This window comes from Streptomyces lothianensis, assembly GCF_047779955.1.
Lineage (GTDB): Bacteria > Actinomycetota > Actinomycetes > Streptomycetales > Streptomycetaceae > Streptomyces.
On sequence record NZ_JBLMKT010000084.1, the window covers coordinates 18,223 to 36,723 of the forward strand.

An 18,501-nucleotide genomic window follows, 5' to 3' on the forward strand; every position below is an offset into this window, starting at 1 on the left:
AGATGACACAGCGAGACCGCGCTGCACCGGGCACCGGCAGGGTCCACTACGCGCTGGCGCCCCTGCCCACGCTGTCCCTGGAGACGGTGGCGCGCCGTTCCGGCCTCCATCCCGACCTGGTGCGCCGTATGGTCGCTCTCGGCCTGGTCGACGCCCGCCGCGATCCATCGGGGCGGCTCGTGTTCCCCCCGACCGCGCCCGCCACGCTCGCCCGAATCCAGCGACTGCGAACGGGACTCTGTCTCAACTACGCCTCCATCGGCCTGGTTCTCGACCTTCTCGACCGCATCAGTCGACTCGAAGCCGCCACAGCAGCCCAGCGGTACAAGGAGTGATGGGCACCCCATGAACATGAACCGGCTCACCGAGAAGTCTCAGCAGGCGCTCCAGGATGCGCAGAACGAGGCGGTCCGTCAGGGCCAGACCGAAGTCGACGGCGAGCACCTGCTGCTGTCTCTCCTCGGGCAGGAAGACGGAATCGTGCCGCGGCTGATCAGCCAGGCCGGCGCCGATCCCGCGGCGCTGAGCGTCGCGGCGGAATCGGAAGTGGCCCGCAAGCCGAAGGTCACCGGGCCCAGCGCCGCACCGGGACAGGTCTTCGTCACCCAGCGTCTGTCGCGGCTCCTCGATGCCGCCGAGCAGGAGTCCAAACGCCTCAAGGACGAATACGTCTCCGTCGAGCACCTGATCCTGGCACTGGCCGACGAAGGCTCCGCCACCGGAGCGGGACGCGCACTGAAGGAGGCCGGCGTCACCAAGGAGGCGTTTCTCTCGGCTCTTTCCCAGCTACGCGGCAACCAACGTGTCACCTCGGCAAACCCCGAAGTGGCGTACGAGGCACTGGACAAGTACGGCCGTGACCTGGTCGCGGAAGCGAGGGAGGGCAAGCTCGATCCGGTCATCGGCCGCGACTCCGAGATCCGTCGCGTCACCCAGATCCTCAGCCGCAAGTCGAAGAACAACCCCGTCCTCATCGGCGATCCCGGTGTGGGCAAGACCGCCATCGTGGAGGGTCTCGCCCAGCGGATCGTGCGCGGTGACGTCCCCGAAGGACTGCGCGACAAAACCGTCTTCGCACTCGACATGGGCGCGCTGGTCGCCGGCGCCAAGTACCGCGGCGAGTTCGAGGAACGCCTCAAGGCTGTCCTGAACGAGGTCAAGGCCGCGGCCGGGCGGATCCTGCTCTTCATCGACGAACTGCACACCGTCGTCGGTGCCGGCGCCGCAGAAGGGGCCATGGACGCGGGCAACATGCTCAAACCGATGCTCGCCCGCGGGGAACTCCACTTGATCGGCGCGACCACGCTCGACGAGTACCGGAAGTACATCGAGAAGGACGCGGCACTGGAGCGGCGCTTCCAGATGGTCGTCGTCGACGAACCCACGGTCGAGGACACCATTTCCATTCTCCGCGGCCTTCGCGAACGCCTCGAGGTCTTCCACGGCGTCAAGATCCAGGACTCCGCCCTGGTCTCCGCCGCCGTCCTGAGCCACCGCTACATCACCGACAGGTTCCTTCCCGACAAGGCCATCGACCTCGTGGACGAGGCCTGCGCCAGACTTCGCACCGAAATCGACTCCATGCCGGCCGAGCTGGACGAGATCACCCGCCGTGCCACCCGGCTCGAGATCGAGGACGCGGCTCTGTCCAAAGAAGAAGACCCGGCCAGCCAGGCACGCCTGACCGAACTACGGCGGGAGCTGACCGACCTACGCGCCGAAGCCGACGCCAAGCACGCGCAGTGGGAGGCCGAACGCCAGGCCATTCGCCGGGTTCAGGAACTGCGGCAGAAACTGGAACAGGTGCGCCACGAAGCGGAGGAAGCCGAGCGCAGCTACGACCTCAACCGCGCCGCGGAACTGCGCTACGGCGAACTCCAGAACCTGAAGCGACGCCTGGACGCCGAAGAAGAGCAACTCGCCGTCAAGCAAGGTGAGAGCCGCCTCCTTCGGGAGGTGGTCACCGAGGAGGAGATCGCGGAGATCGTTGCGGCCTGGACCGGAATTCCCGTCTTCCGCCTGCAAGAAGGCGAGCGCGAGAAGCTCCTGCGCCTCGATGACATCCTGCGCGAACGTGTCATCGGGCAGGACGAGGCCGTGCAGCTCGTCACCGATGCCATCATCCGAGCTCGCTCCGGCATCCGGGACCCGCGCCGCCCCATCGGCTCCTTCCTCTTCCTCGGCCCGACCGGCGTCGGGAAGACCGAACTGGCCAAGACACTGGCCGCCGCGCTCTTCGACTCCGACGAGAACATCATCCGCCTCGACATGAGTGAGTACCAGGAGCGTCACACTGTCAGCCGGCTACTCGGTGCACCTCCCGGATATGTCGGTCACGAGGAGGGTGGGCAGCTCACCGAGGCCGTGCGCCGCAAGCCGTATTCGGTCGTCCTCTTCGACGAGATCGAGAAGGCCCACATCGACGTCTTCAACACCCTCCTGCAGATCCTCGACGACGGCCGCGTCACAGACGCCCAGGGCCGAACCGTCGACTTCCGCAATACGGTCATCATCATGACGTCCAACATCGGCTCGCAGTACCTGTTGGACGGCGCGACCGAAGACGGCGACATCACCGAAAAGGCACGCACCCAGGTGATGAACGACCTCCGCGCCCACTTCAGGCCCGAATTCCTCAACCGCATCGACGACATCATCCTCTTCAAGCCACTGGGCGAACCGCAGATCGAAAAGATCGTGGAGCTGCAGTTCGAGGAACTCCGCCGTCGGCTCGCGGAACGCCGCATCACCGTCGAACTCACGCCGTCCGCACGGGAACTCGTCGCTCACGAAGGCTACGACCCCGTCTACGGCGCCCGGCCACTGCGCCGCTTCATCTCCCACGAGGTGGAGACACTGGTCGGCCGCGCTCTGCTGCGCGGCGACGTCCAGGACGGGGCGACGGTCCGAGTCGACGCACAGGACGGCAAACTCGACGTGGGCTATGTCCAGCCCGAGCTGGAACCAACCACGTGATCGCCTCGGCCCTTCTGCCGCACTCTGCAGTCCCACGGCTCGCCGGCGCGGCGGTCATCGGTGTTGTGGTCGGCGGGATCGTCGGATGGGTGAGCGACCTCCCCCTGGCGATTCTCACCGGTATCGCCGCGACGGAACTCGCCTTCGTCGTGGCGGGCTGGATGGTGCTGTGGCCGATGGACGCAACGGCCACCCGGGAGAACGCGGGCCGTGAGAACTTCAGGCCTGTGACTGATGAGCTCGTAGTCGTGGCGACCGGCCTGGCGGGGCTGATCGCGATCGTGCTGCTGCTCCTGCTGGGCGACACCGGCTCCGGCCACGTCGCGGCGGCGGTCGCACTCGGCGGCGTGGCCATGTCCTGGGCGTCGCTCCATCTGATGTACGCCGCCCGATACGCGTACCTGTACTACGCGGCTGGGAGCGGTGGGATCGACTTCAACTCCAACGCCTCGCCCAGCTACCGGGACTTCTTCTACTTCAGCTACAACCTGGGCATGACCTACCAGGTCTCCGACACCAACGTCTCGAATGCGACGATCCGTTCGGTGGTTCTGCGTCACTCGCTGCTGTCGTACGTCTTCGGGACCACCATCCTCGCGACAACCGTCAACCTCGTCACAGGAATCGTCACAGGCTGAAATAGGGCGTGGCCACCAGTGCGCTACTGGTGGCCACGCCCGCCGACGCGGCGGCGAAGTGTTCCTCAGTACCGCAGCAAGGCCGCCACCCCGCCGGAATCGGCAAGTGTTCCGTCGGGGACGAACAAGACGTCGGTCTCCGCCGCCACCGCGCCGTCCACAAGCTGTTCCACGATGTCGGTGGCGACGCCATCCGGAGGCGGCTGGACGTCCGGGACCGGGTTCGGCAGTGTCACCGGCCCGGGCACCTCGACGACTTCCAGCTCTCGCCCGTCGCCGTTGATCCGCCCGGCCAGCACCAAGGACTGCTCCAACAGCAGGCGCCGCACCCGCCTGTCCGCGACCGCGGTCCACACCTGCTCCGGACCATCCGCAGCTCTGTCTCGGCCGCGTGCCTCCTGGAGCTCGTTCATGGCATCGGTGGTCTGTCGGGCGTGAAATTCCTCCAGGACCGGCTCCAGCCGGCCGGCCAGGTCCTTCGCCGAGGCCTTGTCCATGCCGGTCAGCGGGAGCGTGCCGGCGACCAGTCTGCCGTACGCGGTGCCCCTCTCGAACGCGGAAAGAATCTTCGCACCGCCGATGACAAACAGCGGTAGCGGTCCGTGCTCATCGAGATAGTCGCCGAGGTGCTTGTCGACCGACTTCAGATACTGCTGCACCCGCTCCCCGTGCCCTCGGTACGGCTCTGTGTGCGGGATCGGTCCGGGGTCGGCGTCCTCTGGTGAAGGAATCTGTGGCGCGTCAGGGAAGCCATGCGTCCTCACCTCGACCAGCCGCCGTACCGAGCCGCGATAGAGCCGCGACATCTCCTGGTCCAGCACGAGCACCAGATACGGCCGGGACCGTTGTTCGGCATCCACGAGGTACCTCGTCAGGAACTCACCGGCGAACTCGACACGTGGCCGCACGTCGTGCGGCGATGTCACACGCCAGACCCGCACGGGTTCCTCCGCTGCCACGTACACCACCATGGCGTCATCGGCAGGCAGCGAATCGGCCGCCTGCTCGATCACTGCTGTATCCAGCAGGTGGTCGCGCAGCTGCAGGTGCGCCACCCGCTCGACGCCCGGGTCATCGGCCAGCCGCCGCTTGGCCTCCGTTACAAGGTCCCGCAGCAGGATGCGGTCCTTGTCGTTGAACCGGAAGTCCGGATCCGTCGGCATGACGAGCGTGATGGCGGGATACGGCCGCGGCCTGCTCAGCTCGGCACGGATTTCGGGTGTCAGGTCAGAAGTGTGCATATCGCCAGCGTTACACCGATTTCACGGCGACGCAGCCCGACGCATTGCGAGGCCAATTCGACGATGATCGCGCCCTCGCCGCGACACTGACGACGGCGTAGGGTATGAGGTGCGGCGCCTTCCAAGTCTCCAAACCCGATTTGTTCAAGGAGGCCGGCTCATGGGAAAGAAGCAACCGGCAAAGGGACACCACGGGCTGGGTGCGCGCGGACAGGGAAAGCTCGTCTATTTCCACGGCCAACTCCCAGAAGGCGCGAAGAAGAGCAAGGAACAGCAGATGGACAGTAGGGGTCGTCCTGTTCCTGAACACCGTCAAGAGGATGGTCGCTGGGTCGAATAGGAGAGTCGAGCACGGTCATTCTCGTAGGGTGCCGCCGCCTTCGCGTCAGCTGGGCTGCGGCACCATGCGGTACAGGCCCTTGCGGTCGTAGTACCGCGTCATGAGGAAGCCGAAGGCGAGAGAGATCGCGAGGCCGATCCCGATCATGATCCATCCACGGGTGAGTCCCGCGCCCGCGCGGGCGTCGAAGTACAGGATCGATCTGACTCCGTCGACGAGCTGGCGCATCGGTTCGAAGACGGCGAGGAAGCGGTAGAACCCCGGCACGGCCTCGAGCGGGATCGTGGCGCCGGAGGACGGCAGGGCCAGTGCGATGAAGAAGAGCATCGAGACGAGCTGGCCGATGTTCCCGAACGCCGCGTTGATCGCCTGCACGCCGAGTCCCACACTGAGGCAGGAGCAGTACGAGAACAGCGCCAGCATGGGCAGATGAGAGGCGTCCATGCCCAAGATAAAGATGCACGCCACCATCACCACCGCGGTGGTGAGCACGGAAATCCCCGCGGTCATGCCCATCTTGAGCAGCAGCGTCTGTGTGCGGCTGATCGGGACCGTTCGATGGCGGCGGTGCCAGGGGCCGATCTCCGCGTCGGCGTAGCCGAGTGACGTGTCGACGGAGCTGTTGATCAGATTGGCGCCCAGGAATCCGGCAAGTACGAGCAGCAGTACGTAGTAGAAGGCGCTCAGCCCCAAGCCGCTGTGCTCACCGATCGGGTGGCCCGGCTCCGTGTGCACTGCTACGGGGTCGGCCATCAGCAGCCGGGCCGTGGCATCGGCACCGGTGAACTGCGGAGCGGCCGCGAGCTGCTTCCCGATGCCCACCGAGGCGCCGTGCGCTGCCCGTTGGGCGATCCGGGCAGCCATCGATGCGCCGAGGCTGCCCTTAGCCGGGTTGGTGAGCACGGTCAGCGTCGGCCGGCCGGCGTCGGCGCTGCCCAGCGATGCCACCGTACGGGTGAAGTCGCCGGGAATGACCAGGGCTCCGTACACCTTCCCGGAGGCCAGCTGCTCCTTGGCTGCTTCTTCGCCGAGGCGTCGCCACCGCACGTCCTCGGGCGGTGTGGAGGAGACGATCTGCTCACTGATCTGCGCGCCCAGATTCTGCTGTGCTCCGGGCAACGGCTTTCCGGTGTCCTCGTTCACAAGGGCGATCGGCAGCCGGTGCAGGCTTCTCTCCGGGGTGAGGATGCCGCCCATGTAGAGAAGCGAGAGGACGAGTGCCACCAGCCCGCAGAGCACGCTGGGTGCGATCCACAGTTTTCCGCGCCGCAGCAGGGATCCTGCGCTCGCTGTGGACCCCTGGCCGGCAGAAGTCATGCCGCTTCCTTCGGGGTGGGGAAGTCGTCCAGGAGGTCGGCGCTCGGTACGAAGAAGAGGCCGCCGGTGACCGCGGTGGAGAAGTCGAGGATGCGGTCCGTGTTGCCGGGCGGATCGCCGATGAACATGTTGCGCAGCATCTGCCCGGTCACGTCGGGCGTACGCGCGTAGCCGATGAAGTACGTGCCGAACTCGCCGCGGCCGACCTGCCCGAACGGCATGTTCTCGCGGACGATCTTCCGCTCCGTGCCGTCCTCGTCGGTGATCGCGTTCAGGGCGATGTGCGAGTCGGCGGGTTTGACGTCGTCGGACATCTCGACGTTGTCCGCCTTGCTGCGGCCGATGACGCGTTCCTGCTCCTCGACGTCGAGTGCGTTCCAGGCGGCCATGTCGTGCACGTACTTCTGCACGGTGACGTAGCTGCCGCCGCTGAAGGCCGGATCCTCGTCGCCGATGATGACCGCGTCGTGCGCGGCGGAGCCGGTGGGGTTCTCGCTGCCGTCGACGAAGCCAAGGAGGTCGCGGGCGTCGAAGTAGCCGAAACCGTGGACCTCGTCGACGACGGTGACGCTGTCACCGAGGGCGTCCACAATCAGTCGGGCCAGCTCGAAGCAGAGGTCCGGGCGGCGGGCGCGCACATGGAAGAGGAGGTCGCCGGGGGTGGCCGGGGCTCTGTGCCGTGGGCCTTGCAGCTCCTCGAAGCCGCGCAGCGCGCGCGGGCGCGGGCCGCCGGCCAGCCGGTCCCAGGCGTCCGAGCCGATCCCGGCGACACAGGCGAGCCCGGCGCCGGACTCCCGGAACGCGACCGAGCGGGTCAGCCCGGAGAGGCCCTGCAGCGTCTCGCGGACCGTGCCCTCGCCGCCGGGGTTCACCGTGGCGACGAGGAAGACCGCGGCCTTCGCGGGCGGGGCGATGACGGACTGCGCCGCGACCATGGGACTCCAATCAGCAAATGCGCAGAATAGGGACTAACCGGTCAGTCGTCAGACTAGGTGCGCTCACGCACGGATGCAGCTCAGTGCGGAAGCTGCTCCAGGAAGTCCGCCACGGATACCGCGGGACCCCGCGCGAACCCACCCTCCGCCTTGGCGACCTGGATCTCCCGTCCGTCAAATCGGACCACAGGTGTCTCCAGGACGTTGAACGACGAGAAGGCCGCAACGGTGTCGCCGGCCCAGTCCATATACGTCTTCTCCGTGACCTTGAGGTCGAATTCAGGTGACCTCAGACCGTCGACCTTGCTGGCCAGGTCCAGCAGCACCGAGGTCTCGGAGAAGCGGTCGAACCCAGGAGGAAACGGCTGGTCCTTGAGCAGGACCGCCAGGTATTCGATGAATTGCCTCTGCCCCACGTCGCCCGCCGCGCCGAGAGCGCTGAGCCCGCATACGGAGCCGGCGCCTCCGACCGTCTGGTCCATCTGGGCGGCGAAGTGGAACTTAATGACGTACCTACCCTGGTCGGCGCCTTCGCGCATTGTCTCCAGGAGACCCTCCGCCACGTTGTGGCTCACTCTGTCTCGAAGTTCCAGAAAGAACTCCAGTGAGTGCTGATTGTCCGGGTCCCCATAGTGGACTGTGGCACCGTCGGGCCCATTCGCGTTTGCCGGATTCATGAATCGACGGTGCCACAGACTCGAGGGACGCACGACCGGACCGGCCATCGCGCGGGCGGGCGGTCGCGACGGCCGGTAGGCTTGATTGCTGTCGAATCTGGCTCGGGGTCGGAGCGTGGAGTCACCTATGACACCCCTCTTTCACGGCGCCGACGCGGTCCACCCGCGGCCGAACCTTCCGGTCAATCCGCTGTACGGGTCCTCGAACCCTGCGGCCGGCATGACCGACGCCCTGCCCAGGGATCGTTTGCCCGAGAGGTCACTCGCACCTGCCACGGCGTATCAACTGGTGCGTGACGACCTGATGCTGGACGGCAACGCACGTCTCAACCTTGCGACGTTCGTCACGACCTGGATGGAACCCGAGGCCGGGGTGCTGATGGGGGAATGCCGGGACAAGAACCTCATCGACAAGGACGAATACCCACGTACCGCCGAACTGGAACGTCGCTGCGTGTCCATGCTCGCCGGCCTGTGGCACGCACCCGATCCGCATGCTGCAGTCGGGTGTTCGACGACCGGGTCCAGCGAGGCGTGCATGCTCGCCGGTATGGCCCTGAAGTGGCGGTGGGCGCAGCGCAATGCTGACCGCTATCCGCGAGAGCGTCCCAATCTGGTGATGGGCGTCAACGTTCAGGTGTGCTGGGAGAAGTTCTGCCGGTACTGGGAAGTGGAGGCGCGTCGCGTTCCCATGGAGGGGGAGCGTTTCCATCTCGACCCTCAGAGCGCCGTCGAACTGTGCGATGCGAACACGATCGGGATGGTCGGCATATTGGGGTCCACGTACGACGGGTCCTACGAGCCGATCGAAGAACTGTGCACAGCACTGGACGACCTGCAGGAGCGGACGGGTCTCGACATACCCGTGCATGTCGACGGAGCGTCCGGTGCCATGGTGGCGCCGTTCCTCGACGAGGACCTGCGGTGGGACTTCGTACTTCCGCGTGTTGCGTCGATCAATACCTCGGGACACAAGTACGGCCTCATCTATCCAGGCGTCGGCTGGGCCTTGTGGCGTGACCAGGATGCGCTTCCCGAGGACCTGATCTTCAGGGTCAACTACCTGGGTGGCGACATGCCGACCTTCGCGCTGAACTTCTCCCGCCCCGGCGCTCAGGTGGCTGCCCAGTACTACATGTTCCTGCGCCTGGGGCGTGAGGGATACACAGCCGTGCAGCAAGCGACCAGGGAAGTCGCCGTAGGCCTCGCCCACCAGATCGAGGCCTACGGCGATTTCCACCTCCTCACGCATGGGGACCAGTTGCCGGCGTTCGCGTTCACGACCGCTCCCCACGTGACGACGTTCGACGTCTTCGACGTGGCGCGACGCCTCAGTGAGCGCGGGTGGTTGATCCCCGCGTATACGTTCCCTGAACATCGGGAGGACTTGTCCGTCTGCAGAGTGGTGTGCCGCAACGGCTTCTCATCCGACCTGGCTGCCCTTCTGGTCGAGGACCTTGGTCGCATCCTGCCGGAGCTCCGTCGGCAACCGCACCCGATGGTGAGTGACCGGGCGGCAGCAACGGCGTTCCACCACTGCGAAGAGCAGGCCGTTCAAGCAGGCTACGAACCCTGATCCGTCACGGAGACGGATGACTCCCCTCCCGTTCGATGGACACGTCGAGCTGCTTCATCAGCGGCTGGTCGCTCTGGGCACTGTAGTCGCTGATCGAGATCAGCTGGTTCAGCTCCGGCATGTAGCCGAGGGCGACCCCGCGCGGGATGTCGTGTTCGACCGCCAGGAATCCCGCGAGCGTACGCACCGTCCCGTCCTTGGCGTGGGCCGTGATCCGGGTCGGATCGAACTGCCCGAGACCGCGCTCGCCCATGTCGTCGCTGTTCATGAAGACGAGCGTGCGCAGGTTCTGGATGCCGCGGTAACGGTCGTTGTCGCTGTAGATCGTGGTGTTCCACTGGTCATGGGAGCGCATCGCCCCCAGCACGAGCCTGCCCTCGCGGGGCACCACGTCAGGCAGTGGAGCGGAGGAGAACTCGGCCCGCTTGGAGGGCGTTTCGAAGACCCGCTCACGCGCGGGCTGGTGGATACGGAAGCCCATGGGCTCGCGCACACGCGCGTTGAAGTCCTCGAAGCCGTACAGGACCTTCTCCATGGTGTCCCGGATACGGTCGTAGTCCTCGACGTACCATGCCCACGGGGTGACGGAGACCGGCAGGGCCGCCTGGGCGAGGCCGGCGATGATCGTGGGCTCGGAGAGCAGGTGTGGGGAGGCCGGCGTGCGGTTGCCCTGCGAGAGGTGGACCATCGACATGCCGTCCTCGACCGAAATGCGTTGCAGTCTGGTGGCTTGGATGTCCTTCTCGGTCCGGCCGAGACACGGCAGGATCAGTGCGCGCTTGCCGTGGACAATGTGGCTGCGGTTGAGCTTGGTGCTGACCATCACGGTCAGCTCAACCTTCCTCAGGCCCGCGTAGGTGAACCGGGTGTCGGGCGAGGCCAGCGCGAAGTTACCCGCCATACCGACGAAGACCTTGATCTCGCCGCGGTTCATCGCCTCGATGGTGCCGACGACGTCCAGCCCCTTCTCGTAGGGCGGGTCGATCCCGCAGACCTCGTGGAGCTTGTCGAGGAACTCCTTGTCGGGTGCGTTGGTGATGCCGCAGGTCCGGTTGCCCTGCACGTTGCTGTGCCCGCGGTTCGGTGCGGCTCCGGCGCCCTCGCGGCCGATGTTGCCGCGCAGCAGCAGGACGTTGATGATCTCGCGGATCGTGTCGACGGCATGCTCGTGTTGGTTCACGCCGAGGCCCCAGGTGAAGATCGCCCGGTCGGCCTCACGATAGATCGCGGCGGCCTGCTGGATGGTCTCCTTGCTGACGCCCGACTGGTGGACGATCTCGTCCCAGGGCGTCTCGGCGACAACCTTCGCGTACTCCTCGAAGCCCGAGGTGTAGCGCTTCAGGAACGGCCTGTCGATGGCGTCTTCGTCGGTCTCGGCCATCTCCAGCGTGGCCTTCGCCAGACCGCGCATCAGCGCCATGTCCCCGGCGGAGCGCGGCTGGATGTCGAGATCGCTCGTCTCGGTGGCGTGGAAGGTCGCCATCGACATGACCTCGTGCGGAATGATCGTGCGCGTCGCACCCGCCTCGATCTGCGGATTGATGTGGACGATCTTCTTGCCGTCCCGGTGGAGCTGGGCCAGCGGAGTGAGCATCCGGGGCGCGTTGGACGCGACGTTGATGCCCATAACGAAGACGGCGTCCGCGCTCTCCCAGTCCTTGATGTCCACGGTCGCCTTGCCGGTGCCGAGGGAGGCCTGCATCGCACGGCTGCCCGCCTCCGTGCACATGTTGGCGCAGTCGGGCTGGTTGTTCGTGCCGAGCTCGCGGGCCATGAGCGAGTAGAGGAAGGACGCCTCGTTGCCCAGCCGCCCCGAGGTGTAGTACGCGGCCTGGTTCGGGTTCTCAAGAGCGCGGACGGCATCCCCGAAAAGCCGGAAGGCGCCCGGCCAGCTGATCGGCACGTAGTGGTCGGTCTCCGGGTCGTAGACCATCGGCTCCGTCAGCCGACCCTGGTCCTCCAGGTCGAAGTCGGTCCAGTCGAAGAGCTCGGTGACGGTGTGCTCGGCGAAGAACTCACGGGTGACTCGCTTGCCCGTCATCTCCCAGGCAGTGTGCTTGATGCCGTTCTCACAGACGTCCAGCTCAAGGCCCTGGGTGTCGCCCCACGCACACCCCGGGCAGTCGAAGCCGCCGTCCTCGTGATTCATCTTGAGCATCTCGCGCGAGCCGGCCGCGACCTTGTGCTCCTCGGAAAGGAACTCGGTGACCGCCTTGGCCGCGCCCCAGCCCGCTGCCGGATGCTTATACGGCTTCGACTTGGGCGGGTGCCGGGGCACCGGCCCGACCCTCGGCTCCAGCGACACGCCGACGTCGGCCGCCTCCTGTCGCTCGATCTCGGCGTCGCGCTCAAAACGCTCCTGGTCACTCACGACCGTCTCCTCAGTGCCCGGCAGCTCCCCTCCGAGGCTACGTCCTGACCGAGCAGCCGCCCCGGGACAACGCGTGGCCAAACGGGCGAACCGGCTGTGCGAGCGCGTTGGCAACTCGTGAACGGTGGGTCCGCACCTGGCAGTCCCGAAGGCCACCAAATTGGCACCCATGGCTGAGCAGCATGGGGTGGGGTCCCGGGGAGCTCGGAGCCCCACCCCATGCTGTGTCGATTAGCCGATCAGCCGATCAGCGGTGCAGGTCGAAGCGGTCCGCGTTCATGATCTTGTTCCAGGCGCGGATGAAGTCCTTGAGGAACTTCTGCATCCCGTCGTCGGCCGCGTACACCTCCGACACCGCCCGCAGCTGGGCGTTCCAGCCGAAGGCGAGATCGATGCGGCCAGCCGTCCAGCGCTGCCGGCCCGTGGCGCGGTCGGTGCCGATGTAGGTGCCGTCGTCCGCGGGCGACGGTTCCCACGCCGTGCTCATGTCCAGCAGGTTCACGAAGAAGTCGTTGGTCAGGCGACCCGGAGTCCCGGTGAGGACGCCCAGCTCGGAGTCCTGGTAGTTCAGGCCGAGCACCCGCATGCCGCCGAGGAGTACGGTCATCTCAGGCGCGCTGAGGCCGAGTTGGCTCGCCCGGTCGAGCAGCATGTACTCGGGCGCCAGAGGGGCGCTCTTGGCCGCGTAATGACGGAATCCGTCGGCTTCCGGCTCCAGCGAGTCGAAGGACTCGGTGTCGGTCCACTCCTGAAGCGCGTCGCCACGGCCCGGCTCGAACGGCACCGTCACCTCGTGACCCGCCTCTCGCGCCGCCTCCTCGATCGCCGCGCAGCCGCCGAGCACGACCAGGTCGGCGAACGACACCCGCACGTCGCCGTTCTGCGCCGAGTTGAAGCGCTCCCCCACCGACTCGATCGCCCGGATGATGTGCGGCAGGCTCTCGGGCTCGTTCGGCTCCCAATTGCGCTGCGGTTCGAGGCGGATCCGGCCGCCGTTGGCCCCACCTCGCATATCGGTGCAGCGGTATGAGGACGCGGCCGACCACGCGGTGTGGAGCAGCTCCCGGCGGGTCAGGCCCGAGGCGAGCAGGTCGCTCTTGAGCGAGGCGATGTCATCGGCGCCGATCAATGCGTGCGTCACCGGTTCGATCGGATCCTGGAACAGCTGCGGAGTCGTGGGCACCAGTGAGCCCCGGTAGCGTGCGAGCGGACCGAGGTCGCGGTGGATGAGCTTGAACCACGCCTTCCTGAACTCCTCGTACATCTCCTCCGGGTTCTCCAGCCAGTGCCGGGTGATCTGTTCGTAGACCGGGTCCACGCGCAGCGCGATGTCGGAGGTGAGCATGCCGGGCTGGTGCTTCTTGGCCGGGTCGTCCGGGGCCGGGGTGGTGTCGGCGCCCGCATTGTCCTTGGGCCGCCACTGCCACAGGCCGCCGGGGCCGCGCCACTTCTCCCACTCGTAGCCGTAGAGGTTCTCCAGGAACGTGTTGTCGAAGGTCGTAGGCGTCGGGGTCCAGGTCACCTCCAGGCCGCTGGTTGTCGCGTCGGCGCCGACACCCGTGCCGTAGGAACTCTTCCAGCCCAGGTCCTGCTCCTCCAACGGCGCCTCAGCCGGAGGAGGCCCCTGGAAATCCGGTGAGCCGGCGCCATGGGTCTTGCCGATGGTGTGACCGCCCACGATCAGCGCGCATGTTTCGACGTCGTTCATCGCCATCCGCTTGAACGTCTGCCGGATGTCCGCCGCCGATGCCAGCGGGTCCGGCTCGCCGTCCGGACCCTCGGGGTTGACGTAGATGAGGCCCATCTGCGTGGCGGCCAGCGGCGATTCGAGCACATGGGTGGCGGAGAAACGCTCGTCGCCCATCCAGGTGCGCTCCGGCCCCCAGTACGTCTCGTCACCCTGCCACCAGTCGATGCGGCCGCCGCCGAACCCCATCGTCTTGAAGCCCATCGACTCGAACGCGCAGTTGCCCGCGAACTCCATCAGGTCGGCCCACGACAGCTTCTTGCCGTACTTCTTCTTCACCGGCCACAGCAGGCGCCTGGCCTTGTCGAGGTTGGCGTTGTCGGGCCAGCTGGCGATGGGCGCGAAGCGCTGCATGGCGTGACCGGCGCCGCCGCGCCCGTCCTCGGTGCGATAGGTCCCCGCGGCGTGCCAGGCCATACGGATGAGGAAGGGGCCATAGTGCCCGAAGTCGGCAGGCCACCAGTCCTGCGAGTCGACCATGAGCGCTTCGAGGTCACGACGTACCTCGTCCAGGTCGAGCGTCTCGAACTCGGCGCCGTAGTCGAAATCCTCGTCCATCGGGTCGATCATCGGCGGATTCTGCTGAAGCAGCTTCAGGTTCAGCTGGTCGGGCCACCATGTCCGGACCCCGCTCGCGGCTTCCGGTCGATTGATCCGGTTGGGGTGGACGGGGCATTCATCTGAGGAGGGCAGAGACACGGCATTCCCTTCGCGGGACGAATCGGTGGGGAGTACGGGCACAACCGGTGCGAGGAGTCTCGGCCTGGCGCCGGGAAGTGGAGGCCCGGAACGCGGGTACAGGCCTGGTGTCAGGTGGGTACGAGATAGGGGAACTGGCTGCTGCGCACGTTCTCGGCGACAGAGCGACGGACGGCTTGAGGCCGGCAGGTACGGCCATGCCGGTGACCAGGAAGAGCATCGACTCGGGGGCGTTGTCGGCCAGTGGGCGGACGTTGCCCCTGGCGAAGCCGTAGGCCGCGGCGCTGCCGACGACGTACGGCAGGATGTCGGGGAACAGGCGGCCGGACACGATCTGTCCGTATCCCCCCAAATCGGCGGAGGTCCCGGTCGCCTTGGCCACCGCGGCGATGCGCCCGGCGATGTGGTCACCGTCCTCGGCCAGGTCCCGGGAGGGGTGGCGGGTGTTGGCCGGGTTGGAGAAATCGGTGTCCTTCGGCCAGAAGATCGGCCACATCGTGGGGTGCCCGCCACGGTTGTTCTGCCGCCGGCCACCCGCGTCGGTGGCGAGCTTGGTGGCGCACCACACGCCGGCCTCCGCACCGGACGTCAACACGGCGCCCTCGTCCGGGACCTCCAGGACGATGGTCTCGACGGAGGTGCCGGCGAAGGTGTTCCCGGCCTTCGCCGGCTGCCAGTCCGACAGGTCCACGGCCGTGCCCTGCCCGATGGCCCCGTTGATCTTGGCCGGCAGGGTCAGGTCCATGTAGAACGGGTCCTTGACGCGCCCCGCCCAGAGGCGAGTACCGCCGATCTGGGCGGTCTCACCGGTACGCCCTTCGAGGACGAAGTGCCCCTCGGCACCGTCCTCACGGGCTTCGACACCCGTGAGGACGTGCAGGCGCATCGCTTGGACGCCGTTTCCGTCGGCCTCGCCGAACGAAATCCGGTACGTCAGCGGCTCTATGTCGGCGCCGCCGAAGTGCACCTTGAACTCGTAGCGCGCCTCGGCATGGAATCCCGGCTCCTGATCGACGCCGGTGATGTTCGAGTTGACGTTGAGCACGAAGACGCTGCCGCGCTCACCGCGGAAGACGTACAGGTCATCGATGAACAGCTGACCGCTCTTCGCCGCCAGCGGAGTATCTAGATGATGTGACACGCGCCTGCACCTGGATCTCTGTAGACACGAAAGAGCGGAACACTACGATTTACGATCATTTGTCACTATACGCTCAAACCTGGCTACCTAGGGTATGCACCAGTCTGTCCGGGCTTCTCTCGCGTCGACTACCTGGAGGAGGGGCCGCTCCCGGCGGGGCCGGCGCGGGGAACCCGCTCGCGCTGAGCGGCGTTTCCGACGGAACCGCCGAAGACGCTACCCACGCCGATCGCGGCGGTCGCCACGAACGCGGTCAGCGCATACACGCCGGCTCCGGGCACGTGCAGCCCCAAGAAAGCTCGAACTCTGTGCCATACAGCCGGTCGAGCGCCGTGGATTCATCTCTCTGACGGCGTTCCTGGCGCTCCCGCCGGGTGCGGCTCCTGGCGAGGAAGGGCGTCCGGGACATCGTGTCGTCAACCTATTCGAAGTACAGATGGGCATAAATGGCACTACGTTGGCGAAAATGCCATTGATCAAGGACTCTAGCCAACCAGCCCGCCCGTTGACCTGGAGGCTGGACCAGGCTCGTCATGGCACTGCTCGACCGGGAACGCTTGCGGCGCATCCGTTTCGGGGACGCGGGTGGCCCGGACGCTCGTCCTTACAGCCATACGAGGCCCACGGGCACGCACTGGCGGCCCCGGCCTGCACGACAGAGGATGAATCCGACAAGCCAGACCGAACACACACGTGCCCCCGTCGGGCAGCAGGAGGACAGCACATGGCAGCCCCTCGGATCGTCGTCGTCGGTGGCGGTTTCGCCGGCCTGGAATGTGCGCACAAGCTGGAGCGGATCCTCAAGCCCTCCGAGGCGAACCTCAGCCTGATCAGCCCGGTCGACTATCAGCTGTACCTGCCCTTGCTCCCGCACGTCACCGCCGGCGTGCTCACCCCGCAGTCGGTGGCCGCACCGCTGGGCCGCATGCTGCGCCGCACCACGCTCGTACCGGGCGGCGCCATCGGCATCGACACCGTCGCGAAGGCGGTCGTCGTCAAGAAGATCACCGGCGAGACGGTGGTGGAGCGTTACGACTACCTGGTCATCACGCCTGGAAGCGTCACCCGCCAGTTCGACATCCCCGGCCTCGACAAGCACGCGGTCGGTGTGAAGACCCTCGCCGAAGCGGCCTGGATCCGCGACCATGTGATCGCTCAACTGGACCTGGCCGCCGCCACCGAGGACAAGGCCGAGCAGGAGGCGCGGCTGCAGTTCGTGGTGGTCGGCGGAGGTTACGCCGGCACGGAAACCGCCGCTTATCTGCAGCGACTGACCACGGCTGCCGGGAAGCGGTACCGGAATCTGGATCCGAAGCGGATCAAGTGGCACCTCGTCGACGTCGCCCCCAAGTTGATGCCCGAACTCGGCGACGCGCTCGGCGAGAAGGCAATGGACCTCATGAAACGGCGCGGCGTCCAGGTCACGTTGAAAGTCTCCGTGGCGAAAGCGACCGAGGACACCGTCACCCTGACCGACGGGCGCGCACTTCCCTGCCGCACACTCATCTGGACGGCAGGCGTGGCTGCGAGCCCCCTGGTCGCCACACTCGATGCCGAGATGACCAGGGGACGGCTCGTGGTCGGGGCCGACCTGACCGTGCCCAACGCACCAGGAGTGTTCGCGCTCGGCGACGCGGCAGCGGTGCCCGACATCGTCAAGGGTGACGGTGCGGTCTGCCCGCCGACCGCGCAGCACGCGATGCGGCAGGGTTGGGCGGCCGCCACGAACGTGGCCGCGAAGCTGCGCAACCAGCCACTCAAGGCCTACCGCCACAAGGACATGGGTCTCGTGGTCGACCTGGGCGGCTGGCAGGCGGTATCCAAGCCCATGGGCGTGCCCCTGACCGGTCCACCTGCGCAGCTCGTGGCGCGCGGATACCACCTGGCTGCCCTGCGCACCATGACAGCCCGGGCCCGTACGGCAGCCAACTGGGGACTCAACGCGGTGGCGGGAGACGACTTCGTCCGTACTGGGTTCCAGACGTGGCGCCCGGCGACACTCAAGGACTTCGAGCGGACGGACATGTATCTCTCCGTGGAGGAAACCCGCAAGGTCACACGCGGAGCTGACTGGTTGGAGCAGGACCTGAACGCTGTCGGATGACGGGGCCGCGGAGTGCCCGTCTGAGGAATCGACGCGTCAGGGGAGCGAATCGCGTCGGCTCAGGTGCCCCATGCATGCGGCCTTGACCACGCTGGGCAGGGCCCCGTCCTGGCACGAACCGCGAGAGCGATCAACGCGGCCGCCGGACTCGTGGCTTGCCTCGAGCGCCGTGCGTCCTACGGACTCGTACGGATTCTCGCTACAACAGTCTCGCTGCCGCACCGGGAGTTGTTGATCTATCAGAGTGCCGCGGTTCAGGAGGACGCGCTCCGCATGTTCTTTCAGGCGTCGACGCACGCCGTGCGTGCGTTCGACCGCGGCGAGCGTCTGCTGCGGGCCCGCCTTGTCTCCCTCTACGTTCTGCTCGTCATGCTCCGCGACTCCATGGAGTCGGAGTTGGCTCCGTCGCTCCCGGCCAAAGGTCATCCCATCCAGGCAGTGGCCATGGCGGCCTCCTACGAGCACGAATATCCCGGCCAGGACGAGTCTGCCTGGGAGGAGTACGCGGCCCTCCCAGGAGGCCCTGTACTTGCTGCAGCGCGATCTGCGGCCATACGTCGTCGGCCTCGGCAACATCGCGGGGATCCCCGAACCCGATCGCCATCTGCGACGTCTCGGCTGGTGATCCAGGCCCGCCGCCTACTGCCCATCCCAGGGCGTGGGGGTGTTCCGTGTCTGCGGCATGGTGAGCTGCCCCGAGTTTCGTAGAGTCCGATCTTGATTGGTTCAGGCGGACTGC

Annotated in this window: 12 protein-coding genes and 1 pseudogene; 6 read left to right on the forward strand and 7 right to left on the reverse strand. The window is 66.7% G+C overall.

The window, feature by feature from the left end; translation table 11 throughout:
* Positions 1 to 2: 2 nt before the first annotated feature.
* From ACLF6P_RS29340 to ACLF6P_RS29350, 3 genes and pseudogenes are all read left to right on the forward strand, one after another.
* Positions 3 to 345 (forward strand): annotated as a pseudogene (locus tag ACLF6P_RS29340) (chaperone modulator CbpM); the annotation flags it as partial.
* Positions 346 to 2,976: an ATP-dependent chaperone ClpB gene (clpB, locus tag ACLF6P_RS29345; protein WP_415954456.1), complete on the forward strand. Its 2,631-nt coding sequence runs from the start codon at positions 346 to 348 to the stop codon at positions 2,974 to 2,976.
* Positions 2,977 to 2,990: 14 nt separating this feature from the next.
* Positions 2,991 to 3,614, forward strand: coding sequence for a DUF1345 domain-containing protein (locus tag ACLF6P_RS29350; RefSeq protein ID WP_415954457.1), 624 nt, complete (start codon positions 2,991 to 2,993; stop codon positions 3,612 to 3,614).
* A 65-nt stretch (positions 3,615 to 3,679) separates the two neighbouring features.
* Here ACLF6P_RS29350 and ACLF6P_RS29355 read toward each other — a convergent pair whose 3' ends face one another.
* Entirely contained in the window at positions 3,680 to 4,777 is a 1,098-nt protein-coding gene (locus ACLF6P_RS29355; protein WP_415954447.1) for a baeRF3 domain-containing protein, read from the reverse strand.
* A gap of 238 nt (positions 4,778 to 5,015) precedes the next feature.
* On the opposite strand from ACLF6P_RS29355, the gene ACLF6P_RS29360 reads away from it, so the two are divergent.
* On the forward strand, positions 5,016 to 5,195 hold the full coding sequence (locus tag ACLF6P_RS29360) for a hypothetical protein (RefSeq protein WP_415954448.1): 180 nt from the start codon (positions 5,016 to 5,018) through the stop codon (positions 5,193 to 5,195).
* Positions 5,196 to 5,240: 45 nt separating this feature from the next.
* Here ACLF6P_RS29360 and ACLF6P_RS29365 read toward each other — a convergent pair whose 3' ends face one another.
* The 3 genes from ACLF6P_RS29365 to ACLF6P_RS29375 form a co-directional block, all read right to left on the reverse strand.
* On the reverse strand, positions 5,241 to 6,512 hold the full coding sequence (locus tag ACLF6P_RS29365; protein ID WP_415954449.1) for a YhgE/Pip domain-containing protein: 1,272 nt from the start codon (positions 6,510 to 6,512) through the stop codon (positions 5,241 to 5,243).
* Positions 6,509 to 7,447, reverse strand: a complete 939-nt coding sequence (locus tag ACLF6P_RS29370; RefSeq protein WP_415954450.1) for a Dyp-type peroxidase — start codon at positions 7,445 to 7,447, stop codon at positions 6,509 to 6,511. Before ACLF6P_RS29370 ends, ACLF6P_RS29365 begins: the two co-directional genes overlap by 4 nt.
* An 80-nt stretch (positions 7,448 to 7,527) precedes the next feature.
* Entirely contained in the window at positions 7,528 to 8,172 is a 645-nt protein-coding gene (locus ACLF6P_RS29375; RefSeq protein ID WP_415954451.1) for a thioredoxin domain-containing protein, read from the reverse strand.
* Between the two features lie 79 nt (positions 8,173 to 8,251).
* On the opposite strand from ACLF6P_RS29375, the gene ACLF6P_RS29380 reads away from it, so the two are divergent.
* Positions 8,252 to 9,700, forward strand: a complete 1,449-nt coding sequence (locus tag ACLF6P_RS29380; RefSeq protein ID WP_415954452.1) for a glutamate decarboxylase — start codon at positions 8,252 to 8,254, stop codon at positions 9,698 to 9,700.
* A 4-nt stretch (positions 9,701 to 9,704) separates the two neighbouring features.
* Here ACLF6P_RS29380 and ACLF6P_RS29385 read toward each other — a convergent pair whose 3' ends face one another.
* The 3 genes from ACLF6P_RS29385 to ACLF6P_RS29395 form a co-directional block, all read right to left on the reverse strand.
* Positions 9,705 to 11,999, reverse strand: a complete 2,295-nt coding sequence (locus tag ACLF6P_RS29385) for an FdhF/YdeP family oxidoreductase (RefSeq protein ID WP_415954458.1) — start codon at positions 11,997 to 11,999, stop codon at positions 9,705 to 9,707.
* A gap of 319 nt (positions 12,000 to 12,318) precedes the next feature.
* On the reverse strand, positions 12,319 to 14,517 hold the full coding sequence (gene katG / locus ACLF6P_RS29390) for a catalase/peroxidase HPI (RefSeq protein WP_415954453.1): 2,199 nt from the start codon (positions 14,515 to 14,517) through the stop codon (positions 12,319 to 12,321).
* A complete protein-coding gene (locus tag ACLF6P_RS29395) occupies positions 14,495 to 15,658 on the reverse strand; it encodes a hypothetical protein (protein ID WP_415954454.1) in 1,164 nt (387 codons plus the stop codon). The genes katG and ACLF6P_RS29395 overlap by 23 nt, the downstream gene beginning before the upstream one ends.
* A 724-nt stretch (positions 15,659 to 16,382) precedes the next feature.
* Between ACLF6P_RS29395 and ACLF6P_RS29400 the strand changes: the two genes are divergently transcribed.
* Positions 16,383 to 17,762, forward strand: coding sequence for an NAD(P)/FAD-dependent oxidoreductase (locus ACLF6P_RS29400; RefSeq protein ID WP_415954455.1), 1,380 nt, complete (start codon positions 16,383 to 16,385; stop codon positions 17,760 to 17,762).
* Positions 17,763 to 18,501 lie beyond the last annotated feature (739 nt).